Raw genomic sequence first — 21,393 nt, 5'->3', positions numbered from 1 at the left:
GCCCCCTAAGCGTCGGGGGCCGGCAGCCGGACAGTTCCATCCCGTTGCCCCGGCAGGGGCGGCGGGATGTCTGCGTTCAGGGGGACGGCGCCCGCCCGCACTCCGCAGGCCGGACGGGTCCGATCGCTGGGCGTCAGGCTGGCCGGTGCGTCAGACCAGAGTGAGGCGCGCGGTGCCGAGCGGGGCGCTGCTGGGGGCGGCGTGGGGCGTTGCGGAGCGCGGCTCCAGCGTCACGGCGATCGTCACGCCATCGATCAGCCGCCGGCGCAAGCCCGCGTCGATCGCATAGTCTGCCGGGCCTTCGAGCGGCACGAAGCCGAGCGACCGCGGCGTCGCGTCGGCGCCGATCACCCACAGCTCGGGCGCCTTCTCGCCCGCCGGCATGTTGGCGGTCCGCACGCGCAGCCGCCCGCTGGTCGCGTCATATTGCGCGGTCACCAACGGCTTGGCGGGATCGGCGCCCAGCTGCGCCAGCAGCATCTCGGGCGGGGCGGGCGGCGGTGGCAGCGGTGCCGCCGGGCGCCACACCAGCGCGACCGCCAGGCATGCGGCGACCGCGCTGGTCGCGAGCGCCAGCGCACGCCAGCGCGCGACCGCGACGCTCGCCACGCCGTCGATCCGCGCGGCGATCGCCGACCATGCACCCGCGGGCGCCTCTACCGCCGGGATGGCGTCGAGCATCGGCGCGAGCCGCGTCTGCCAGTCTTCCACATCGCGTGCGAAATCGGGTTCGGCGAGCAACCGGCGCAAAGCCACCGCGCGCTCCTCACCCTCGAGCACGCCGAGCGCGAGTTCGCCTGCCATCGCGTCGCGCGCGATGTTCGGGTCGTCCATGTCCTGTCCCTGCCCGTCAGGCATCGTCGAGACATCTCCTGAGCGCGAGCAGCCCACGACGAATCCGGCTCTTCATCGTCGCGAGCGGCATCGCTGCCTGTTGCGCCAGTTCGGCGTAGCTATATCCGTCGAAATAGGCCGAACGGATGAATTGTTGCTGTCCGTCGTCGAGCAGCGACAGGCAATTCTCAAGCGCGAGCGCATCGATTTCTGGGGCCTGCCCCTCGACAAGCGCGTGTTCGGCGACCGCGCCCATGCCCGCTGCCGTACGCATCGTCACGCGCCGCGCGTCGATCGCGGTGCCGCGCGCCAGCAGGCACAGCCACGTGATCGCGCTCGCCCGTGCCGCGTCGAACCGGTTCGCGCGGCGCCACACCTTTAGGAAGGTGTCCTGCAGCGCGTCCTCCGCCGCCTCGCGGTCGCCAGAGATGCGCAGGCAGATGCCGAACAGCTTGGCCGACGTCGCGTCGTACACGCGCTGCAATGCCGCCCGGTCGCCCGCGGCGACGCGGACGACATCGGCATTCAGTCGCGCGCGCGCGGCGCTGGCTTCAGTGTCCGTGCCCATCCCCACTTGCCGCAGCCGCCGTTCCGGTCGTCGATCCGGCGCGATTGCCGGTTTCCCACCAATAGGCCATCCGCTTCGCAGTTCCAGTCCCGACTTCGTTCATCGTCATCGCGTCGTACAAATGCCCGCCGAGCATGACGCGGCTGATCTTGTTCGAATTGCGGATGTTCTGGGTGGGATCGGCGTCGAGCACGACCAGGTCGGCGAGCTTGCCGACCTCAAGGCTGCCGATGTCCTTCGCCATGCCGAGCGACTGGGCCGGCGCGATCGTGCCCGCGCGCAACGCCTCGATCGGGGTCATGCCGCCGCGAACGAAGCTCCACAGTTCGAAGTGCGATCCGATGCCGGCCTGCTGCCCGTGCGCGCCGATCGACACCTTCACCCCCCGCTTGGCGAGCTTGTTCGCCTCGCGCGCATTGTCGTCGTCGACGAAATCCTCCTCGGGTGCCTTGGTCACGCGGACCAGTTTCGACGTCAGCCGGTCGGGCGGCGAGTGGCGCAACAGCGGCTCCTTCCACACGTCGATCGCCTGGTCCCAATAGGGTTCGCCGGCCAAGCCGCCATAGCTGACGACCAGGGTCGGGGTGTAGTTGGTCTTCGTCTGGCTGAAGAAGCTCAGCACGTCTTCGTAGAAGATATCGAGCGGGATATTGTGCTCCAGCGTCGAATTGCCGTCGGCGATGATCGTCATGTCCATGCCGAACAGCGACCCGCCTTCGGCCACCACCAGCATGTTCTCGCGGCGCGATGCCTCGACCACTTGCTGGCGCTGTTCGCGGCGCGGCTGGTTGTAGTTCTTGACCGAATGGCCGCCCTGCGACTTCAGCCGGCGGACGTGGGCGAGCGCATCGTCGAGGCTGTCGATCTGCGCGTAGATGCCGTTGGCCTTCGCGCCGTACACGACTTCGCCGGTCGAGAAGATGCGCGGGGCGAGCAGCGTCCCGGCCTGCTGGCGCTCGGACGCGACGAAGATCTCGCTCGCCTGGCTCGACGGGTCGTGGATCGTGGTGGTGCCCATCGCGAGGTTCTGGATCGCCGACCAGTTCTGCTGCGGCACGATCTCGTCGTCGCCCTGCGGCCCGTGGGCGTGAGCGTCGACCAGGCCCGGAATGATCGTCTTGCCGGCGACGTCGATCACGGTCGCACCGGCGGGCACCGACACAGACGCGCGCGGCCCGACCGCCGCGATGCGGTCGCCGTCGATGACGATCGTCGCATCGTCGATGATGCCGCCCGCGTCATTGGCCATCGTGACGACGCGCGCGCCGGTCAGCGCGACCACGCCGCGGTGCTTCGCGGCGGTCATCGGCATGGAGAGCGAGACGCCCGTCGTCGGCGGAACGAACTTCGCCGCGCCCTCATCGGCGGGGGCGGGGCGGAACAGTGCCGCGCTGTCGGCGGTGTAGAGCGTCGGCCCCAGGCTCCAGTGCAGCCGCTTGCCGCCGTTCGACCAGTGGATGTACTCCGCACCCCCCGCGCTGGCGCGCGTCACCGGCAGAGCCTTCGCATCCATGTCGGCGGGCGCGTCCTGCACGCCGGGCATCAGCGGCATGACATAGGCGGCGTAGTTCTGGCGGAAGGCGACATATTCGCCGTCGGGCGAGACGATATAGTCGCTGGTCAGTTCGCCGCTCGCATGCGTGCGCTTGGCATCGCCCGACAGGTCGGTGGAGACGAGCTGACGCTTGCCGCCGCCGCTGGCGATCATGAAAACGCGGTCGTTGTCGGCGCCGAACTGGGGGGAGGACATGCCCTTGGCCACGCGCACCGGCGCGCCGCCGCTTGTAGCGACACGGTACACGCCGGGGTTCTCCGACCAGTCGGGCGCGGTGACGCTGCCGCCCTCGCCCTTTTCGAACACGATGGTCCTGCCGTCGGGCGAGAATTTGGGACGGGCATAGTGGCCGGGCTGCGTCGTCACGTCGCGCGGGGACCCACCTGCTGCCGCGACCGTGCGGATGCGGCCGAGGCCGGCGTCGGTCCAGCCCACGAAGGCGATCGTCCGCCCGTCGCGCGACCATGTCGGGAACAGCTCCAGATCGTCGCCGCTGCCGTTCGTCAGCCGCCGCGCCGCGCCGCCGGCGGCGGGCTTCACCCACAGCTTGCCGAGCGTCTCGAACACCACGCGCGCGCCGTCCGGCGACACCGCGGCGAAGCGCGGCATCTTGGTCTCGAAGCTCGCCGCGCCGACCGGGATCTGCGGATGCGGCGCGTCGATGACGCCGCGGGTGTCGGCGACGCGGAACGGGATCACGGCGGCGCCCGCACCGTCCGCGCCGATGCGACGGATCTTGCCGCCGGCCCAGAACACCACCGACTTGCTGTCGGGCGTCCACGCCATGTTCGGATAGACGCCGGTCACCGCCCAGGTTTCCTGTACGTCCTGGTCGAGCGCGTCGTAAATCTTGCGCTCGATGCCCGAGGTCAGATCCTTGACGTACAGCTTCGATTTCGCGCGCTCGCGCCGGACGAAGGCGATCGACTTGCCATCGGGCGAGGGGGTGGGGCGCACCGATCCGCCGGCGCCCGACACGATCGTCGAAACCTCGCCTGTCGCGATGTCGTAGCGTTCGATGTTGAACAGGTCGGTGTTCGAATTCTGCGCATATTCGAACACCGGGCCGGGCGTGATGTTGCGGGTGTAATAGATGCCCTTGCCGTCCGGCGCGTAGATCGGCTCGCCCAGTTCCTTCTGCAGCTGTTCGCTGGCGCGCTTCACCAGCTGGATGCCGGCGCCGCCCGACACGTGGTACAGCCACACCTCGCCGGTGCCGAGCGAGCGCCCGGTCGTGAAATGCTTTTTCGCGGCGATGAAGCGGCCGTCCGGGCTCCATGTCGGCTGGTTGGTCAGGCGGAAGCTTTCCTTCGTGACCTGGCGCTTGTCGCTGCCGTCGGTGTTCATCACCCAGATATTGTCGCCGCCGCCGCGGTCGGAAGTGAAGGCGATGCGGCGCCCGTCGGGCGAGAAGCGCGGGTGGACTTCCCATGCCAGCCCCTCGGCGATGCGGCGCGGCGTGCCGCCGGCGATCGGCATGGTGTAGATGTCGCCGAGCAGGGTGAAAGCGATGGTGCGCCCGTCGGGGCTGACGTCGACGTCCATCCAGCTGCCCTCATCGACGTTGATCGGCACCTGCCGGATGACCGCGCCGGGGGGTGCGTTGACGTCCCATTTCGCGGGCTTGGCGGGGGCGGCAGGTGCCGCCGCGGGCTGCGCGGGCGCGGCAGTCGGCGTCGGGCTGGCGATCGGCAGCGGGTTCGGCACGGGTTCGGGTTTGGCGGCCTTGTCCTCGGGCGCCTGGGTCTTTTCGACGGGCTTGTCCTGCGGGGGAGCGACCTGTGCGGCGGCGGCACCGGCGACGAACAGGACGGCGAGGACGGATGCGACGCTGTGCTTCATGGAAATGACGGCCCCTCTGATTTGTCGTCGACAACCTAGCAGCCCCGGCGCGCGCGTCACGCCCCGCGGCTGCGAAGTGCCCCGCCGGCTCAGTCGGCGGGGTCGAAGCTCGCGAGCAGGCGGAATTTCGGCGCTTCCTCGCATCCCACGACATCGACGCTGCCGACGCGGACCCAGACGTGCGCGGTCAGCACGCCGCCGTCCTGCGCGACGCCGTAGTGCAGCGTCGCCGCCACCCCGCGCCGCCGCAGCATCGCCTGCGCCGCCAGCCCCTGTTCGATGCATACCGCGCGAAACCGGGCGCGGCGCGCGGCAGTGCGCACCGCCCAGGCGACCAGCGCGATCGTCGCGGCGGGATCGGCAGCGGTGGGCGCCCGCACGGGCCGGGTCGCGGTGCGCGCGATATGGCGGAACGGCAGCAGCTTCACCATTGCGGATGCCACGATCAGCGCCGCGAACGCCTCCGCCACCGCGCGCCGCCGCTCCCCGTCCAGCGCGCGCCATCGCCCGAGCGTGGCAAGGCTCACGCGTTGCCCCCCTCGATCCGCCGGACGAACCGGCCCGCCGCCAGCGCGCGGGTGATCGCGACCGCTTCGGTGACGCTCGCCGATCCCGGCCCGCGCCAGCCGTCGAGCGACCGCTGCACACGCTCGAGGTCGATCCAGCGCCCGAGCGACCGGCTGGCGCGCTGGCGCGTCGCTTCCTCCCGCAACCCCGGCACCGCCGCGTCGAAGCCGTAGGCCCAGTCCGCCGCCTGCAACCCGGTCCGCTGTTCCTGCACCACCATCGGCGGCAGGATATCGGCCAGCACCGTCCGCGCAATCGATCGCGGCATGCCGCCGTGGCGAAACTGCTCTTCCGGGATCGACAAGCACAGCTCGGTCAGGCGGCGGTCGTGGGTCGGGTCGCGCGTGTCGATGCCGTACAGCCGCCGCGTGCCGGTCGCGAATTCGCCCTGCACGTCGTTGCGCCGCATGACTGCGAGGCGCAGCGCCCGGCTGTCGTGCGGGTGGAGCCGCCGCATCGCACCGCCATCGGTCAGCGGATGCGCCGCGAGGCCACTGTCGTCCAGCAGCGCGCGGTGCATCGCCGAATAATCGCCGAATTCGGCCGGTTTCATGCCCGCGATGCGGCGCAGCACCCGCTCCCAGGCGGGCGGCAGCGCCGCCGACGCAAGGTGGGCGGCGACCGCATGCACCGGCCAGCCGCGGTGCCGCCGCATCGCCCATGCGCTAGCGAGCGCCGCGCCGATCCGCCCGGCGCGCAGCAATTGCGCGGTCAGCAGCGCGCCGTCGTAGCTGAACGTCATGTTCCCCATCGATCCGGTCAGCATCACGCCGACCCCGGCGTCGCGGGCGCGGCGATCGATCGCGTCGGCCCACACCATGTTCGACAGGTTGAACAGGGGCACGTCCTGGGCCTGTTCGCGCGCGGCGATGACTTCCATCACGGGCCGGTCGTCGTTCGAAACCGCGACATGGTCGATCGCCGGATGGCGCGCGGCGACCGCGGCGGCGTGCGCCCATTCGTCGGCGAAGCGCCCGGCGGGGTCGGCGACGGCACGCGCGGGCACCGCCGTGAAAGCGGTCAGCCGCCGGCCCTGTTCGCCAAGCACAGCCGCCGCCAGCGCGGTCACGCCGCCGCTGTCGAGTCCGCCCGACAGATGCGACCCGATCCGCTCGTCGCCCGTACCGATGCGGCAGGCAACCGCGCTGCGCAGCGCAGCGCGTACCGCGTCGGCGTAATCGCGGTGGTCGCGCAAGTTCAGCATCGGCAGGCGTTCGGGGTGCCACCACATCCCGGTCCTCACCGTGCCGCCCGCCTGCCACGTCGCGCGCCCGCCCGGCGGCACGCGGCGGATCCCGGCGAAGAAGCTGCGCTCGGGCGGCGGCGGGATCAGCGCCAGCCAGTGGGCGACGCGCGTCGCGTCGATCGTGCGGTCGACGTCGGGATCGGTCAGCAGCGCGCGGGGTTCGTTCGCGAAGGCGAGGCCATCGGCGCGAACCGCGTAGAACAGCGGGCGCATGCCGCCCGGCTCCACCACCATCAGCAGTCGTCGCCGCGCGCCGTCCCATAAAACGAAGGCATAATCGCCGACGACATGATCGGCGCACTCGTCGCTCCAGCGGCGATAGGCCGCCAGCAGCAGCGCCGCGTCGCTCGCCGCTTCGCCGGGGGCGAGCGCAAGTGCAGCCTCCAGATCGGCGCGATTGTGGATGTACCCGTCGAGCAGCGCCGCGCAGCCGCCCGGCGCGGTCGCGAGCGTGGCGCCGTCCGCCGCCGCCATCCGCACGCCGTCCCCCGCCCACTGCCGCTGCGCGCGCGCATGCCCCAGCGTCACTACGCGCAGGCCGCGGTCGATCGCGACCGGGGCGTGCGGATCGTCAGCGACACAACCGTAGAAGCTCATGCTGGAACGGTTCCGGAAAGGGACAGGACGCGAAGCCAAGCCGGTTCGGCCCGGACGCACAAGCCGAAATCGATCCGCTGCGGAACGATTCGCGGCGCAATAGTCCGCTTGCGCATCCGACTGGCTAGCCTACTATCGAACGTCCGAGCGGCGTTGCATTTGTCGCGGTCGCGGACAATGGAGAGGACGTGAAGATCGAAGACGACCGCCCCCAACTCGATTTCGTCCGCGAATGCGTCCTGCTCGGGCGCAAATGGCGGTCGCATATGGACGAACGGCTGCGGCCCGGCGGGCTGACGCTCGCGCGCGCCACCGTGCTCTACTGGATCGATGCTCTGCCGGGGCTGGTCACCCAGCGCGAGCTGGCCGATATGGTCGGGATCGAGGGGCCGACGCTGGTGCGCCAGCTCCATGCGCTCGAAGCGCAGGGGCTGGTCGAGCGCGTGCCGTTCGAGGGCGATCGCCGCGCCAAGGGACTGCGCCTGACCGATGCGGCCAAGCCCTATCTCGGCCAGTTGCAGGCGGTCGCCGATGGCCTGTGCGCCGAAAAGCTCGACCGGCTCGAGACGCGGCGCCTGTCGAGTGCCACCCGACTGATTCGCGAAGCGCGGCTCGCGCTCGAATAGGCGACCGGGGCCGGCGCGCGGCCAACCCGATCGGCCTGCCGCGCCTCTATCTATTGTTACGCGGGCATTAGCGGACGCGCGGGCCGCCGTAGGGCAGCGGCGGCGGCGGACGCCGGTCGCGGCGCGGCAGCTGTGCCTGATACGCATGGCCGCAATGCGCGACGCAGTACGGGAAGCCCGGGTTCACCTTGTCGCCGCAGAAGTGGAAGTCGGGCTCGCCCGGATGCCCCAGCGGCCATTTGCAGATGCGGTCGTTCAGGTCGAGCAGGCTCGTCTTGCCCGCGATCGCCTCGCTCGGCTTGGCCGGCACCAGGCGGCGCGGCGGGGCAGGCGTAATCGGTGCCGCCTGCTCGCCCGGATTCTGGCGCAGGAAGCCGCCGGGACCGACCGATCGCATGACCGGGACGTCGGCGGCCGGGCGCGCCTCTGCCGGCGAAGCAGCCGGGGCCTCGTCGTCCGCATCGTCCACGTCGTCGTCGGCCATCGCGACGGGCGTCGCAGGCTTGGGCGCGGCAGGCGGGGCGGGGGGCGCCGGCGGAGCGGTGTCGAACGGCACCTCCTCGGCGGGCGGAGCGGGCGGCGGCGCGGCTTTGGCGGCGGGCGCCGGCTTCGCCGCGGCCTTGGCCTCGGGTTCGTTGGGCTTCACCGGCGACGGGCGCGACTGCAGCCCCAGGCGGTGCGCCTTGCCGATCACGGCATTGCGGCTGACCCCGCCCAGCGCCTCTGCGATCTGGCTCGCGGTCTGGCCGCCCTCCCACAGGGTGCGCAGCGTATCGATGCGTTCGTCGGTCCAGCTCATGCAACGTCCTACTTGCTCGCTTGCGGGCCGGGGCCGGGTCGATTACGCGGCAGCGATGCTCGACCAGCCCTCTCCGATAGCGGAAAACCTGATGTCTGCCCCCGGTGTCCCGACGATCCGGAACGTCAACTGGGGCGGATTGAAGACCCTCTATGTGAAGGAGGTGCGGCGTTTCTTCAAGGTCCAGCTCCAGACGATCTGGGCGCCGGCGATCCAGACGCTGCTTTTCCTGGTGGTGTTCACGGTCGCGCTGGGCAGCCGTAGCGCGGTGCAGGTCGGCGGCGCGACCGTCGCCTTCGCCGATTTCATCGCGCCGGGGCTGATCGTGATGGGAATGCTCCAGAACGCCTTCGCCAACGCCAGCTTCTCGCTGCTGGTCGGCAAGATCCAGGGCACGATCGTCGATTACCTGATGCCGCCGCTGTCGACCGCGGAACTGCTCGCCGCATTGACCGGCGGGGCGGTGACGCGGGCGTTCTGCGTCGGCGGGGCGGTGTGGCTGGCGATGGCGCTCTGGCCGGGCGTGCACGTCACTCCGGTCGCGCCGCTCGCCATCCTGTGGTTCGCGCTGTTCGGATCGGCCTTCCTCGCGCTGCTCGGCGTGATGACCTCGATCTGGGCGGAAAAGTTCGATCATGCCGCCGCGGTGACCAATTTCGTCGTCGGCCCGCTCGCGCTGCTGTCGGGCACCTTCTATTCGGTCGACCGGCTGAGCCCGGCGTTCCAGGCGATCAGCCACGCCAACCCGTTCTTCTACATCATTTCCGGCTTCCGCTACGGGTTCCTGGGCGTCACCGACGGCTATGTCTCGATCTGGGCGTCGGGCGCGATCATCGCCGGCATCGACCTGGTGATGGCGATCGGCGTGTATGCGCTGCTCAGGAGCGGGTGGAAGCTCAAGAATTGACGCAGGGCCAAGCCGCCTCGTAAAGCTGCGCTCCGGCGGCCTGTGACGGGTCGCCGTTTGCGTTTCGGTGGAGACTTACCCGTGGCGATCACTCCCCTCATGCCCGTCTATCCCCGCTGCGGGGTGCGGCCGGTGCGAGGCGAGGGCTGCTACCTGATCGGCGAGCAGGGCGAACGCTATCTAGATTTCGCCGCCGGCATCGCGGTCAACGCGCTCGGCCACGGTCATCCGCACCTGACGCAGGCGATCGCGGAGCAGGCGGCGACGCTGATGCACGTCAGCAACCTCTACGGTAGCCCACAGGGCGAGGCACTGGCGCAGCGCATCGTCGATAACAGTTTCGCCGATACAGTGTTCTTCACCAATTCGGGCGTCGAGGCGATCGAATGCGCGATCAAGACCGCGCGCCGCTATCATTTCGCCAACGGCAACCCTGAGCGGCACAAGCTCATCACCTTCCGCAACGCGTTTCACGGGCGGTCGCTCGGCGCGATCTCCGCGACCGACCAGGCGAAGATGCGCGACGGGTTCGAACCGCTGCTGCCGGGCTTCGACTACGCGCCGTTCAACGACCTCGACGCGGCACTGGCGCTGATCGACGACGAGACCGCGGGCTTCCTGGTCGAAACGGTGCAGGGAGAGGGCGGGATGACCGCGGGCACGCCCGAATTCATCCGCGGCCTGCGCAAGGCGTGCGACGACCACGGCCTGTTGCTGATCCTCGACGAGATCCAGTGCGGCTACGGACGCACCGGCAAGATGTGGGCGTATGAGCATTACGGCATCACCCCCGACATCCTGACCTCGGCCAAGGGCATCGGCGGCGGCTTCCCGCTCGGCGCCTGCCTCGCGACCGAAGAGGCGGCCAAGGGCATGGTGGTAGGCACCCACGGATCGACCTACGGCGGCAATCCGCTCGGCATGGCCGCGGGGCAAGCGATCCTCGACGTGATGCTGGCCGACGGCTTCCTCGATCACGTGACGCGGATGGGCGAGCGCCTGCGCGCCGCGTTCGAGCAGCTGATCCCCAACCACGATCATCTGTTCGAGGAAATCCGCGGCAAGGGCCTGATGCTCGGCATCAAGATGAAGGAGCCGGCGGTCGCGCGCGAGTTTGTAGCGCATCTGCGCGACAACCACGGGCTGCTGACGGTCGCGGCCGGCGAGAACGTGTTCCGCGTGCTGCCCCCGCTCATCATCGAGGACGCGCATGTCGCCGACTGTATCGAACGGCTGAGCGCGGGGGCACGGACGTTCGTGCCGGCCAGCGATGATTGATTGATTCCCTCTCCCGATGGGAGAGGGAGGCAGCCGCGGAGCGGCGGAAGGGTGAGGGCAGGGGCATCGACTGCCCTCACCCTTCCCACTCGGCTCCGCCGAGCGGGCCCCTTCCCTCTCCCGGCGGGAGAGGGAGTGAGAATGCGCCATTTTCTGAACCTGAGCGACGCCGGAGCCGACGGCATCGCCGCAATCCTCGCCGACGCGCTCGACCGCAAGCGCGCGCGCGCCGACTGGCCGAAGGGCCGGGCCGACGCCGACGCGCCGCTCGCCGGGCACACGCTGGCGATGGTGTTCGAAAAATCCTCGACCCGCACCCGCGTGTCGTTCGACATGGCGATGCGCCAGCTCGGCGGGTCGGCGCTGGTGCTCGACAGCGGCACGACACAGCTCGGCCGCGGCGAGAGCGTCGCGGACACCGCGCGCGTGTTGTCGGGCTTCTGCGACGCGATCATGGTGCGTACCGACGATCACGCCAAGCTCGAGGAAATGGCCGAGTTCGCGACCGTGCCCGTCATCAACGGCCTGACCGACGCATCGCACCCCTGCCAGATCGTCGCCGACCTGCTGGCGGTTGTCGAGGAAGGGAAATCGCTGCCCGGCAGCAAATGGGCGTGGCTGGGTGACGGCAACAACGTCCTGCATTCGATCGTCGAGGCGGCTGGGCTGTTCAAATTCTCGGTGAGCGCGGGGTGCCCTGAAGGCTACGACCCCGAGCAACGCTGGATCGACACCGCCAACGCCGCGCTCGCGGGCACCAACGCCCGCGTCGCCGTCGAGCGCGATCCGCTCCGCGCGGTCGCGGGCGCCGAGGTGGTCGTCACCGACACCTGGATCTCGATGGGCCAGGCGCATGCCGAGGCGAAGCTCGCCGCGATGATGCCGTATCAGGTGACCGAGCCGCTGATGGCGCGCGCGGACCCGGACGCCATCTTCCTCCACTGCCTGCCCGCGCACCGCGAGGAGGAAGTGGTGAGCGCGGTCATCGACGGGCCGCAATCGCGCATCTGGCGCGAGGCGGAGAATCGCCTGCACGCGCAGAAATCGATCCTGCGCTGGTGCTTCGGCCAGATCGGATGACGTTGCCGCGCGGCGACCGCGACCCCATCTGGCCGCGATGACCGACACATCTGCCTCCTCCCCCGATCTCGACCGCGCGATCGGTTTCACGATTCCCGCCCGCCACGCCCGCGGCCGCATCGCGCGGCTGGGGCCGGTGCTCGACGAGATTCTCGCCGCCCACGCCTATCCGCAGCCGATCGAGACGCTGCTGGCGGAGGCGCTGACGCTGACCGCGCTGCTGGGCACGCTGCTGAAGGATGCGCAGGGCCAGCTGACGCTGCAGGCGCAGACGAGCGGCGGGATCGTGTCGCTGCTGGTATGCGACTATCAGGACGGGGCCCTGCGCGGATACGTCCAATATGACGCCGATCGGCTTGGCGAAGTCGCCGACGCGCCGTCGCTCTACGCGCTGTTCGGCAAGGGGCACCTCGCCATCACCTTCGACCAGGCGACGTCGAACGAGCGGTATCAGGGCATCGTGCCGCTGGACGGCGACTCGCTGGCAGCGGCGGCGGAGAGCTATTTCTTCCAGTCCGAACAGATCCCGAGCCTCATCCGTCTGGGCGTGCGGCGCACCGTGGGAGGCGGACATGTCGCAGGCGGCCTGTTCCTCCAGCATCTGCCCGAGGGCGAAGTCGGTCGCGACCGCCTTCACACCCGGCTCGATCACCCGGAGTGGGAACATGTCGCGACGCTGGGGCAGACGGCGGGTACCGACGAACTCGCCGACCCGGCGCTTCCGCTCGAATCGCTCGTCTGGCGGCTGTTCAACGAGGAGGAGGAAGTCCGCCTGCTCGCCGAGACGCGGCTGGCAAAGGGGTGCCGCTGCGACCCCGACTATATCGCGCAGGTGCTGGCCAAATTCGCGCCCGAGCAACGCGCCGAGATGGCCGACGAGCAGGGCAATATCGTCGTCGACTGTGCCTTCTGCGCGCGCAATTTCCCGGTGCCGGTCGACACGATCGCCGCCTGATCGGGCAGCGATCGGACGTTGTCGGCGGGGCGAATGAACCCTAGCATCCCCCCGAACACACTCCGGGGGGGATGCATGCGCTTTTCGACGATCATGGCCGTGGCGTTCGCCATCGCCGCACCGGTGGCCGCCCAGACGAGCGCGCCTGTCGCACCCGCCGGCCCCCGCGTGACCTATATCCAGGCCGGGCAGCTGCTGGCGACGCCGGGACAGGCGCCGCGCGGTCCCTCCACGATCGTCGTGCGCGACGGCAAGGTCGCCGAGGTCCGCGACGGCTTCGTCGCGCCGACTGCGGGCGCCGAACTGATCGACCTGCGCGACCGCTACGTCCTGCCCGGCCTGATCGACATGCACGTCCATTTCTACTCCTCGGGCTATCCGCTCAAATCGCGGCTGGAGGGGCCGACGAAGGACAAGGAGGACGCCTTCGTCGCGGCTGCCGGCAATGCCCGCGCGACCCTGCTCGGCGGGTTCACCACCGTCCGCGATCTCGGCAGTCCGGAGCCGCGCGGCATCCGCGCGCTGCGTGACGCGATCGCGCGCGGCGAGATGGAGGGGCCGACGATCGTCAACGCCGGCCGCATGATCTCCGTCACCGCCGGCCACGGCGACGCCAACGGCCTGAAGGAAGACTATGCCCATGCCGAGCGCATGGATGCCGACCACCTCTGCAACGGCGCCGACGACTGCCGCCGCGCGACGCGCGAACAGATTTTCACCGGCGCCGAGGTCATCAAGTTTGCAGCCTCGGGCGGGGTCGGCAGCAACATCGCCGGCGGGCTGGAAGCGCAGATGACCTATGACGAGATGAAGGCGATCGTCGACACCGCCCACGCCTTCGGTCGCAAGGTCACCGCCCACGCCCACGGCAAGTCGGGCATCGACACCGCCCTGCGCGCCGGGGTCGATTCGATCGAACACGGCAGCTACATCGACGACGAGACGGTGCGGCTGTTCAAGTCGACCGGCGCGTACCTGGTCCCTACCATGCACGCCTTCGAAAGCGTCATCCGCCAGAGCCGCGCCGGCGAGCGTCCCGCGGCGTCCGCCGCCAAGGCCGAAGAGGTCGCGCTGGTGGTGAAGGCGAGCCACCGCCGCGCGCTGGCCGGCGGCGTGAAGTTTGCGTTCGGCACCGATTCGGGCGTCGGCCCCCATGCGACCAACGCACTCGAATTCGGGTACATGACCGCGATCGGCATGGCGCCCGCGGTCGCGATCCGCACCGCGACGATCGATGCCGCCACCCTGCTCGGCCGCGCCGACCGCATCGGCCGCATCGCACCGGGCATGGATGCCGACATCATCGCGGTCGCGGGCGATCCCGTCGCCGACGTCGCGCGGCTCAACACCGTCGATTTCGTCATGCAGAAGGGCCGCGTGCGCAAGGCGGCTGGCAAGCCGGCGCTGTTCCCGGTCGAGTGAGGCGAACGCGACCAATGGCGCCGGTTCATGCTTGTACGCGCCGCCCGCAATCGCCTACACGCGCCGCCTGTTTCACACCCGGAGTTCACGAATGACCGACAATGTATCGGCCGAACAGCTGCGCCTTCTGATCGAGCGCATCGAGCGGCTGGAAGAGGAAAAGCGCGGCATTGGCGACGACATCAAGGACGTCTATGCCGAAGCCAAGGGCACCGGCTTCGATCCCAAGATCATGCGCGCCATCATCCGCCTGCGGAAGATGGAGAAGCACCAGCTCGACGAGCAGGACGCGCTGCTCGAAACGTATCGCCAGGCGCTCGGGATGGCGTGATGCGCGTGGCCGCCGGGGCGACGTTTGCCGCCGGCGGCGCTTGTGGGTATCACCCGCCCATCCAATCTGAGGCGATCATGGCAGGCCATTCCAAGTTCAAGAACATCATGCATCGGAAAGGTGCGCAGGATAAGAAGCGTTCGGGCATGTTCTCGAAGCTCAGCCGCGAAATCACCGTCGCGGCGAAGATGGGCCTGCCCGATCCCGACATGAACCCGCGCCTGCGCATGGCCGTCAACGCCGCCAAGGCGCAGTCGATGCCCAAGGACAACATCCAGCGGTCGATCGACAAGGCGTCGAAGGGCGATGCCGAGACCTATGAGGAAATCCGCTACGAGGGCTTCGGCCCCGGCGGCGTGTCGCTCATCATCGAGGCGCTGACCGACAACCGCAACCGCACCGCCACCAACGTCCGCGTCGCGGTCAGCAAGAACGGCGGGAACCTGGGCGCGCCGGGCGCGGTCAGCCATGCGTTCGATCGCCTGGGCCTCATCACCTATCCGGCTACGGTCGGCGATGCCGAGAAGGTGTTCGAGGCGGCGCTGGAAGCCGGCGCCGAGGACGTGACGTCGAGCGAGGACGGCCACGAGATCTGGACCGCGCAGGGCGACCTGCACGAAGTCGTGAAGGCGCTTGAGCCGGTGCTGGGCGAGGCCGAGGGCGCAAAGCTCGCCTGGCGCCCGCAGACGATGGTCGAAGTGGGCGAAGGCGACGCCGCGACGCTGTTCAAGCTGATCGACGCGCTCGACGATGACGACGACGTCCAGACCGTGTGGGGCAATTACGAAGTCTCCGACGCGGTCATGGAAAAGCTGGGGTGAAGATCTTTCCCTCTCCCGTCGGGAGAGGGAGGGAGGCGCGGCAGGGCACCCATGAAAGTAATATTTTCATGGAAACCGAAAGCGCCGGAAGGGTGAGTGCAGTGACGCGCCCGAGCCTGCCCTCACCCTCCCATGCTTCGCATGGAGCCCTCCCTCTCACGATGGGAGAGGGGCTTTGATCATCCTCGGCCTCGATCCCGGCCTCGGCACCACCGGCTGGGGCGTCATCCGTGCGGAGGGCAACCGGCTGTCGCATGTCGCCAACGGGCGGCTGAAGACCGCGACCGCCGAGCCGCTTGCGCGCCGGCTCGCCCATCTCGACACGATGCTCGCCGCGGTGATCGCCGACCACGCGCCTCAGGCCGCGGCGGTGGAGGAAGTGTTCGTCAACTCGAACGCGCAATCCACCCTAAAGCTCGGGCAGGCGCGCGGCGTCGTGCTGCTGGGCGTCGCGCGGGTGGGGATCGACCCCGGCGAATATGCCGCGACTTTGGTCAAGAAGGCGGTGGTCGGCACCGGCGGCGCGGAAAAGGCGCAGGTCCATGCGATGGTGTCCATCCTGCTGCCCGGCGTGAAGATCGACGGCCCCGACGCAGCGGACGCGCTGGCGGTAGCGATCTGCCACGCGCATCACTTGGCCAGCGCGCGGGCGCTACGCTGATCCTCCCCGGCACGGGGAGGTGGCTGGCGCAGCCAGACGGAGGGGGCGGGCGGCAAGCGATGCGCTCACGAGAGAATCATCGCGCACATTTGCCTTCCCAGGCATGCGGTGTTCCGCTTATGTCCCAACCGTGACTTTCGCCTCATTCCGCCACGCCGTCAGACGGGACGGCTGCGCCGCCCCGCTGCCCGCCGTGGCGTCTCCGCGATTTGCTTGCGCAAATCGCTGGGCGCCCGCGCCATGATCGCACATCTCAAAGGTATCCTGACCAGCACCGCCGCCGATCACGCCGTGATCGACGTCGGCGGGGTCGGCTATCTCGTCGGCGCGTCGGCGCGCACGCTCGATGCGCTCGGCGCCGTGGGCGATGGCGTGACGCTGCACACCGAGATGCTGGTGGGCGAGGATTTCCTGCGCCTCGTCGGCTTCGCGACCGCCGCCGAGCGCGACTGGTTCCGCCTGCTGACCGGCGTGCAGGGCGTCGGCGCGCGCGTGGCGCTCGGCATCCTCTCCGCATTCGGTCCGGACGAACTCGTCCGCGCGGTCGCCGCACAGGACAAGGCAATGGTCGCGCGCGCCAACGGTGTCGGCCCGAAACTCGCCGAACGCATTGTCCGCGAATTGAAGGACAAGGTCGGCGCCGTGTCGTTGGGCGCCCTTGGCACCACCCCGATCACCGCCGGCAGCGCCGCCGGCGACGCGCTCTCCGCCCTCGGCAACCTCGGCTTCAAACCCGCCGAGGCCACCGCCGCAGTGACCGCGGCTGAGGAGGAACTGGGCCCGGGCGCCACCCTCGACGCGCTGGTGCGACTAGCGCTGCGGAAGGCGGCGAAGTAAAGGGAGATTACGCCATGCAGTATCATTTTGAAGCCTATGGCCCCTTTGTTGTCGACTTTGACGAAGGATATGATTGGGTGCCTGGTAAGATCTGGTGGTCGGGCGTAGATGAGAATTATGATGGAGTTTCATCAGCAATAGGATGTTATGCTTTCGCATCCGGAGGTGCAAACCCCATCCCTTGGTACGTTGGCAAATGTGAAAATAGTAAAGGTTTCAAGAATGAAGTTTTTGCTACTCACAAAGTGGCTCATTTCCGCGCGATGGCGAGTCAATGTTCCGGGCCATATCATATTTACCTGTTTCCTTTGATATCCGGAGAATTTGACTCGGATTGGATATACGCAACAGGTAAATCCGCGAAACAAGTAATTGCTTGGCTAGAAACGTCACTTATTGCTATGGCTTATGCTAGAAATCCAGAATTGTTGAATTGGGCGCATACACGATTTTTAAGGTCGGCGCGGGTTCGCGGATTGATGGATCACAACCTCGATGGCGCACACGATGAGGCTCGAATGGCACGCAAGACCTTTTTAGGCCGTGGATGACCGACGACCGCATCCTGACCCCTGCGCGCCGCGCTGAGGACGTCGACGCCGCGCTACGTCCCAAGACGCTCGACGAATTCGTTGGGCAGCGGGCGGCGCGCGACAATCTGCGGGTGTTTATCGACGCGGCGAAGTCGCGCGGCGATGCGCTCGATCATGTGCTGTTCTTCGGGCCGCCGGGGCTCGGCAAGACGACGCTCGCGCAGATCGTCGCGCGCGAGATGGGGGTGGGCTTCCGAGCCACGTCCGGGCCGGTCATCGCCAAATCGGGCGACCTTGCCGCGCTGCTGACCAATCTGGAGGACGGCGAAGTCCTGTTCATCGACGAGATCCACCGCCTGAACCCCGCGGTCGAGGAGGTGCTGTATCCGGCGATGGAGGACCGCGCGCTCGACCTGATGATCGGGGAGGGGCCGTCGGCGCGCAGCGTCCGCATCGATTTGCCGAAATTCACGCTCGTCGGCGCGACGACGCGGCAGGGTCTGCTGACGACACCCCTGCGCGACCGCTTCGGCATCCCGGTGCGACTACAGTTCTATACCGAGGACGAATTGCTGCGCGTCGTCACCCGCGCCGCCGGGCTGCTCGACCTGCATGTCGCAGAGGACGGCGCGCGCGAGATCGCCCGGCGCTCCCGCGGCACGCCGCGCATCGCCGGGCGGCTGCTGCGCCGGGTGCGTGATTTCGCCAATGTCGCGGGCGAAGTGACCGTCGACGCCCGCGCCGCCGACCGCGCGCTGACCCGGCTCGAGGTCGACGGGCTCGGCCTCGACGCGATGGACCGCCGCTATCTGACCATGATCGCCGACATCTACCGCGGAGGGCCGGTGGGCGTCGAAACACTCGCCGCGGGCCTCAGCGAACCGCGCGACACGATCGAGGAAGTGATCGAGCCCTATCTGATCCAGCTCGGCCTGGTCGCCCGCACCGCGCGCGGGCGGTGCCTGAATGGGGCGGCGTGGAAGCATCTGGGGCTCGATCCGCCGGCGGCAGTGCAGGATGGGTTGTTCGACTAGAAGGGGAAACTGTTCAGGGAAGGCGCGAAGGCGCTAAGAGGTATTCGCGCAGAGGCGCAGAGGGCGCAGGGGCGGTGCGGTCGAGGCGTCGCAGGCTTCAACCAACGCGTCGTTGGAAGGCGCTCCGCGCCGATCGGATCGGAGCCGTCCCCACTTCCTCTGCGTCCTCTGCGCCTCCGCGCCTCTGCGCGGAAACCCCTTTCTACCTTCGCGCCTTCGCGCCTTCCCCAAACCGTTTCCTGCCTACCCCCAGACAACCGGTGCGATTCCGCCGACGAACGGGGTTACGCGCGCAGCCCGCATCGGTTAACAGCCTGTGGCATGACGGCCACAGTGGACAATCTCCCGCTCGAAGGGCGCTTCGAGGGGGTCGAGCATCACTTTCCGCTGCGCGTCTATTTCGAGGACACCGACCTGTCGGGCGTCGTCTATCACGCCAATTATCTGCGCTACATGGAGCGCGCCCGATCGGCGATGCTGCGCGCGGCGGGGATCGACCAGCGCGCGGTGTTCGAAGCCGGGGAGGGGGTGTACGCCATCCGCGACCTCGCGATCCGCTTCGCCGCGCCTGCGCGGCTCGACGACACGCTGACCGTCGTCTCGCGGCTGGTGACCTTGCGCGCGGCGGCGGTCGTCATTCATCAACAGGTCATGCGCGGCACGCTTGTCTTGACTCAGGCGACGGTCGAGGCCGCGTTCGTCACGCCATCGGGCCGACCGCGGCGCCAGCCGTCCGACTGGATGGCGACGTTCGAACGGCTTTTGAGCCAGGGGGAATAAAGTACGACATGGAATTGATCGCCAATGCCGATGCCGCGACGCTGTCGCCGGTCGCGCTGTTCCTGCAGGCCGATTTCGTCGTGAAGGCGGTGATGCTCGGCCTGATAGCGGCCAGCATCTGGACGTGGGGCATCATCGCGATGTTCCGGACGCGCCTGGGCAAGGTGCGCAAGGGTACCGAGCAGTTCGAGGTCGATTACCGCAAGGCCGCCGATATCGACGCCTTCTACAAGGCGCAGAGCGACCGCGACCTGCCGGTGGCGCGGGTCTTCGCCGCGGGGGTCGCCGAATGGCGGCGATCGACCGCGGGCAAGGTCGTGGATCGCGACGGCACGCGCGAGCGGCTGGCGACGACGATGGGCGCCGCCGCGGCGCATGAGGTGGACGTGCTGAGCGACCGGCTGAACGTGCTCGCCACCATCGGATCGGTCGCGCCGTTCGTCGGGCTGTTCGGCACCGTCTGGGGCATCATGCGCGCCTTCACCAGCATCGCCAGCCAGCAGAATTCCTCGCTCGCCGTCGTCGCGCCGGGCATCGCCGAGGCACTGTTCGCCACCGCGATCGGCCTGTTCGCGGCGATTCCCGCTGTCATCGCCTACAACCGCTTCTCGCACGGCGTGAACCGGATCGAGGCGCGGCTGAACCGCTTCGCCGACGGCTTCCACGCGACGCTCAGCCGGCAGCTGGATTCGGATCGGTGACGCCGTGGCGATGAACCTCCCCTCCCAGCGTGGCCGGGGCCGCCGGGCGCCGATGGCGGACATCAATGTCACCCCGCTGGTCGACGTGATGCTGGTGCTGCTCATCATCTTCATGGTCACCGCGCCGCTCCTGACCGCGGGTGTGCCCGTCAACCTGCCCGACAGCCGCGCGAAGCCGCTCGACCAGGATGCCAAGCCCATCGACATGGCGATCGACGAGCAGGGCCGGGTGTTCCTCGACAAGGCCGACGTCACCGCGACCCTGCCCGAAACGCTCGCCGGGATCGCTGCAAAGGCGCCCGCCGCGAAGCCGCCGCAGGTGTTCCTGCGCGCCGACACGACGCTTGGCTACGGCAAGGTGATGGGCGTGATGGGCGAACTCAACCGCGCCGGGCTGAACCGCGTCGCGCTGGTGACGAACGCGGAAGCGCCGGGCACCTGATGGAGCGGGCGGAGAAATACGGGCTGGGGGTGGCGGCGGCAGGGCATATCCTGCTGTTCGGGCTGCTGTCGGTCGGGTTCCTCGCCACGCCCAATCCGCTGAAGCTGGAAACCAAGCCGATCGACATCTCGCTGGTCGACGCGGTCGCGCTGGAGAGCGCCGCCCCGGCCGCGACCGAGGCACCGGCAACGTCGCAGGCCCCTGACGTAGGCCCGCCCGAGGATGCTGCGCCAGCGCCGGCCCCCGAGGTAGCTGAACCCGCGCCCGCTCCCGTGCCGCCCGCGCCGACCCCGCCACGCTCAGCGCCACCCAAGCCGCAGCCGACGCCGCCCGAGCCGGCCAAGCCCGCGCCGCCGCGCCCGGCGCCGGCGCCGAAGCCCGCACCCGTGACGAAGCCCGCTCCGCCAAAGCCCGCCGCTGCCAAGCCCGCGCCGGCCAAGCCTGCGCCTGCAAAGGCCGCGCCCGCTCAGCCGGCCCGCACCCGCCCCGGATTGGCCCGCCCGAACGTCGCGCCCGAACGCGCCGGCACCAGCCCGGCATCGAAGGCCACGCGCCCGCGCGGCAGCATGCTCGGCGACGATTTCCGCAAGAGCCTCGCGATCTCGAGCGAAAAGGGCACGGGCCAGGCCCCCCGCGCCGCCGCGGTGAGTGCGCAGGCTCAGGCGGGGCTTGGAAGCGCGATCATACGGCAGGTGCAGCCTTGCGCGAATCGGATTCCAAATCCTGGACCAGGTGCGAACCAGATTGTCACAAAACTTAGGATCAGGATGAACCCTGACGGTGCTCTCGCCGGTCGCCCTGCCGTACTCAGCCAGAGTGGCGTGTCGGACGAGAATGAGCGCTACTCCCAGCGCGTCGGCGAACTCGCCGCCGCCGCGGTCATCCAGTGCGCGCCCTACAAGCTGCCGTCCGAGCTGTACGAGAACGGGTGGAAGGATATCATCATCAATTATCGGCTGCCGGGATGACCAGCGGCC

22 protein-coding genes are annotated in these 21,393 nt (G+C 69.1%); 16 read left to right on the top strand and 6 right to left on the bottom strand.

What is annotated here, in order from left to right:
* Positions 1–150 precede the first annotated feature (150 nt).
* The 5 genes from M9980_RS08675 to M9980_RS08655 form a co-directional block, all read right to left on the bottom strand.
* On the bottom strand, positions 151–858 hold the full coding sequence (locus M9980_RS08675; protein ID WP_250749340.1) for an anti-sigma factor: 708 nt from the start codon (positions 856–858) through the stop codon (positions 151–153).
* On the bottom strand, positions 851–1,402 hold the full coding sequence (locus M9980_RS08670; RefSeq protein ID WP_250749338.1) for a sigma-70 family RNA polymerase sigma factor: 552 nt from the start codon (positions 1,400–1,402) through the stop codon (positions 851–853). The genes M9980_RS08675 and M9980_RS08670 overlap by 8 nt, the downstream gene beginning before the upstream one ends.
* Positions 1,386–4,799, bottom strand: coding sequence for an amidohydrolase family protein (locus M9980_RS08665; protein WP_250749335.1), 3,414 nt, complete (start codon positions 4,797–4,799; stop codon positions 1,386–1,388). Before M9980_RS08665 ends, M9980_RS08670 begins: the two co-directional genes overlap by 17 nt.
* 89 nt (positions 4,800–4,888) lie before the next feature.
* On the bottom strand, positions 4,889–5,326 hold the full coding sequence (locus tag M9980_RS08660; RefSeq protein ID WP_250749331.1) for a lasso peptide biosynthesis B2 protein: 438 nt from the start codon (positions 5,324–5,326) through the stop codon (positions 4,889–4,891).
* Complete coding sequence (locus M9980_RS08655; protein WP_250749329.1) at positions 5,323–7,209, bottom strand: asparagine synthetase B family protein; 1,887 nt, start codon at positions 7,207–7,209, stop codon at positions 5,323–5,325. The genes M9980_RS08660 and M9980_RS08655 overlap by 4 nt, the downstream gene beginning before the upstream one ends.
* A 188-nt stretch (positions 7,210–7,397) precedes the next feature.
* Between M9980_RS08655 and M9980_RS08650 the strand changes: the two genes are divergently transcribed.
* A complete protein-coding gene (locus M9980_RS08650) occupies positions 7,398–7,835 on the top strand; it encodes a MarR family transcriptional regulator (RefSeq protein WP_250749327.1) in 438 nt (145 codons plus the stop codon).
* 67 nt (positions 7,836–7,902) lie between these two features.
* On the opposite strand, the gene M9980_RS08645 is transcribed toward M9980_RS08650, so the two are convergent.
* Positions 7,903–8,634 carry a GcrA family cell cycle regulator gene (locus M9980_RS08645; protein ID WP_250749324.1) on the bottom strand — a complete coding sequence of 244 codons (732 nt, stop codon included), beginning with the start codon at positions 8,632–8,634 and terminating at the stop codon, positions 7,903–7,905.
* A gap of 91 nt (positions 8,635–8,725) precedes the next feature.
* Here M9980_RS08645 and M9980_RS08640 point away from each other — a divergent pair, with 91 nt between their 5' ends.
* The 15 genes from M9980_RS08640 to M9980_RS08570 all read left to right on the top strand — a co-directional run bounded on the left by M9980_RS08640 (position 8,726) and on the right by M9980_RS08570 (position 21,384).
* Positions 8,726–9,541 (top strand): ABC transporter permease, encoded by an 816-nt coding sequence (locus M9980_RS08640; protein WP_250749321.1) that lies wholly within the window; start codon positions 8,726–8,728, stop codon positions 9,539–9,541.
* An 81-nt stretch (positions 9,542–9,622) separates the two neighbouring features.
* Complete coding sequence (locus M9980_RS08635) at positions 9,623–10,819, top strand: aspartate aminotransferase family protein (RefSeq protein ID WP_250749318.1); 1,197 nt, start codon at positions 9,623–9,625, stop codon at positions 10,817–10,819.
* A gap of 141 nt (positions 10,820–10,960) precedes the next feature.
* Complete coding sequence (gene argF / locus M9980_RS08630; RefSeq protein WP_250749314.1) at positions 10,961–11,899, top strand: ornithine carbamoyltransferase; 939 nt, start codon at positions 10,961–10,963, stop codon at positions 11,897–11,899.
* A 37-nt stretch (positions 11,900–11,936) separates the two neighbouring features.
* Positions 11,937–12,854, top strand: coding sequence for an Hsp33 family molecular chaperone HslO (gene hslO / locus M9980_RS08625; RefSeq protein WP_250749311.1), 918 nt, complete (start codon positions 11,937–11,939; stop codon positions 12,852–12,854).
* 75 nt (positions 12,855–12,929) lie between these two features.
* Positions 12,930–14,276, top strand: coding sequence for a metal-dependent hydrolase family protein (locus tag M9980_RS08620; protein WP_250749309.1), 1,347 nt, complete (start codon positions 12,930–12,932; stop codon positions 14,274–14,276).
* 91 nt (positions 14,277–14,367) lie between these two features.
* Complete coding sequence (locus M9980_RS08615; RefSeq protein WP_250749305.1) at positions 14,368–14,607, top strand: DUF2312 domain-containing protein; 240 nt, start codon at positions 14,368–14,370, stop codon at positions 14,605–14,607.
* A 77-nt stretch (positions 14,608–14,684) separates the two neighbouring features.
* The gene (locus M9980_RS08610) at positions 14,685–15,428 is read left to right on the top strand and encodes a YebC/PmpR family DNA-binding transcriptional regulator (RefSeq protein WP_250749302.1); all 744 of its coding nucleotides are present in this window, start codon (positions 14,685–14,687) and stop codon (positions 15,426–15,428) included.
* A 175-nt stretch (positions 15,429–15,603) separates the two neighbouring features.
* Positions 15,604–16,089, top strand: a complete 486-nt coding sequence (gene ruvC / locus M9980_RS08605; protein ID WP_250749300.1) for a crossover junction endodeoxyribonuclease RuvC — start codon at positions 15,604–15,606, stop codon at positions 16,087–16,089.
* Positions 16,090–16,329: 240 nt separating this feature from the next.
* Positions 16,330–16,926, top strand: a complete 597-nt coding sequence (ruvA, locus tag M9980_RS08600) for a Holliday junction branch migration protein RuvA (RefSeq protein ID WP_250749297.1) — start codon at positions 16,330–16,332, stop codon at positions 16,924–16,926.
* Between the two features lie 14 nt (positions 16,927–16,940).
* Positions 16,941–17,477 (top strand): hypothetical protein, encoded by a 537-nt coding sequence (locus M9980_RS08595; protein WP_250749294.1) that lies wholly within the window; start codon positions 16,941–16,943, stop codon positions 17,475–17,477.
* Positions 17,474–18,493, top strand: coding sequence for a Holliday junction branch migration DNA helicase RuvB (ruvB, locus tag M9980_RS08590; RefSeq protein WP_250749291.1), 1,020 nt, complete (start codon positions 17,474–17,476; stop codon positions 18,491–18,493). Before M9980_RS08595 ends, ruvB begins: the two co-directional genes overlap by 4 nt.
* A gap of 321 nt (positions 18,494–18,814) precedes the next feature.
* The gene (gene ybgC / locus M9980_RS08585; protein WP_250749288.1) at positions 18,815–19,273 is read left to right on the top strand and encodes a tol-pal system-associated acyl-CoA thioesterase; all 459 of its coding nucleotides are present in this window, start codon (positions 18,815–18,817) and stop codon (positions 19,271–19,273) included.
* Between the two features lie 8 nt (positions 19,274–19,281).
* The gene (tolQ, locus tag M9980_RS08580) at positions 19,282–19,974 is read left to right on the top strand and encodes a protein TolQ (protein ID WP_250749285.1); all 693 of its coding nucleotides are present in this window, start codon (positions 19,282–19,284) and stop codon (positions 19,972–19,974) included.
* Between the two features lie 4 nt (positions 19,975–19,978).
* Positions 19,979–20,416 carry a protein TolR gene (tolR, locus tag M9980_RS08575; RefSeq protein WP_250749282.1) on the top strand — a complete coding sequence of 146 codons (438 nt, stop codon included), beginning with the start codon at positions 19,979–19,981 and terminating at the stop codon, positions 20,414–20,416.
* The gene (locus tag M9980_RS08570) at positions 20,416–21,384 is read left to right on the top strand and encodes a cell envelope biogenesis protein TolA (RefSeq protein WP_250749280.1); all 969 of its coding nucleotides are present in this window, start codon (positions 20,416–20,418) and stop codon (positions 21,382–21,384) included. Before tolR ends, M9980_RS08570 begins: the two co-directional genes overlap by 1 nt.
* The last annotated feature ends 9 nt before the right edge of the window (positions 21,385–21,393 follow it).

This window comes from Sphingomonas donggukensis (genome assembly GCF_023674425.1).
Taxonomy (GTDB): Bacteria; Pseudomonadota; Alphaproteobacteria; order Sphingomonadales; family Sphingomonadaceae; genus Sphingomonas; species Sphingomonas donggukensis.
This window is presented reverse-complemented; position numbering and strand designations above follow the sequence as displayed.

What these genes read in the sequence shown, in the direction of transcription:
- M9980_RS08620 (WP_250749309.1), top strand. Translation starts at nt 12,930, where the DNA reads ATGCGCTTTTCGACGATCATGGCCGTGGCGTTCGCCATCGCCGCACCG.
- ruvB (WP_250749291.1), top strand. Translation starts at nt 17,474, where the DNA reads ATGACCGACGACCGCATCCTGACCCCTGCGCGCCGCGCTGAGGACGTC.
- ybgC (WP_250749288.1), top strand. Translation starts at nt 18,815, where the DNA reads ATGACGGCCACAGTGGACAATCTCCCGCTCGAAGGGCGCTTCGAGGGG.
- M9980_RS08615 (WP_250749305.1), top strand. Translation starts at nt 14,368, where the DNA reads ATGACCGACAATGTATCGGCCGAACAGCTGCGCCTTCTGATCGAGCGC.
- tolQ (WP_250749285.1), top strand. Translation starts at nt 19,282, where the DNA reads ATGGAATTGATCGCCAATGCCGATGCCGCGACGCTGTCGCCGGTCGCG.
- ruvA (WP_250749297.1), top strand. Translation starts at nt 16,330, where the DNA reads ATGATCGCACATCTCAAAGGTATCCTGACCAGCACCGCCGCCGATCAC.
- argF (WP_250749314.1), top strand. Translation starts at nt 10,961, where the DNA reads ATGCGCCATTTTCTGAACCTGAGCGACGCCGGAGCCGACGGCATCGCC.
- M9980_RS08665 (WP_250749335.1), bottom strand. Translation starts at nt 4,799, where the DNA reads ATGAAGCACAGCGTCGCATCCGTCCTCGCCGTCCTGTTCGTCGCCGGT.
- M9980_RS08570 (WP_250749280.1), top strand. Translation starts at nt 20,416, where the DNA reads ATGGAGCGGGCGGAGAAATACGGGCTGGGGGTGGCGGCGGCAGGGCAT.
- M9980_RS08675 (WP_250749340.1), bottom strand. Translation starts at nt 858, where the DNA reads ATGCCTGACGGGCAGGGACAGGACATGGACGACCCGAACATCGCGCGC.
- M9980_RS08595 (WP_250749294.1), top strand. Translation starts at nt 16,941, where the DNA reads ATGCAGTATCATTTTGAAGCCTATGGCCCCTTTGTTGTCGACTTTGAC.
- M9980_RS08670 (WP_250749338.1), bottom strand. Translation starts at nt 1,402, where the DNA reads ATGGGCACGGACACTGAAGCCAGCGCCGCGCGCGCGCGACTGAATGCC.
- M9980_RS08645 (WP_250749324.1), bottom strand. Translation starts at nt 8,634, where the DNA reads ATGAGCTGGACCGACGAACGCATCGATACGCTGCGCACCCTGTGGGAG.
- M9980_RS08655 (WP_250749329.1), bottom strand. Translation starts at nt 7,209, where the DNA reads ATGAGCTTCTACGGTTGTGTCGCTGACGATCCGCACGCCCCGGTCGCG.
- M9980_RS08610 (WP_250749302.1), top strand. Translation starts at nt 14,685, where the DNA reads ATGGCAGGCCATTCCAAGTTCAAGAACATCATGCATCGGAAAGGTGCG.
- M9980_RS08640 (WP_250749321.1), top strand. Translation starts at nt 8,726, where the DNA reads ATGTCTGCCCCCGGTGTCCCGACGATCCGGAACGTCAACTGGGGCGGA.
- hslO (WP_250749311.1), top strand. Translation starts at nt 11,937, where the DNA reads ATGACCGACACATCTGCCTCCTCCCCCGATCTCGACCGCGCGATCGGT.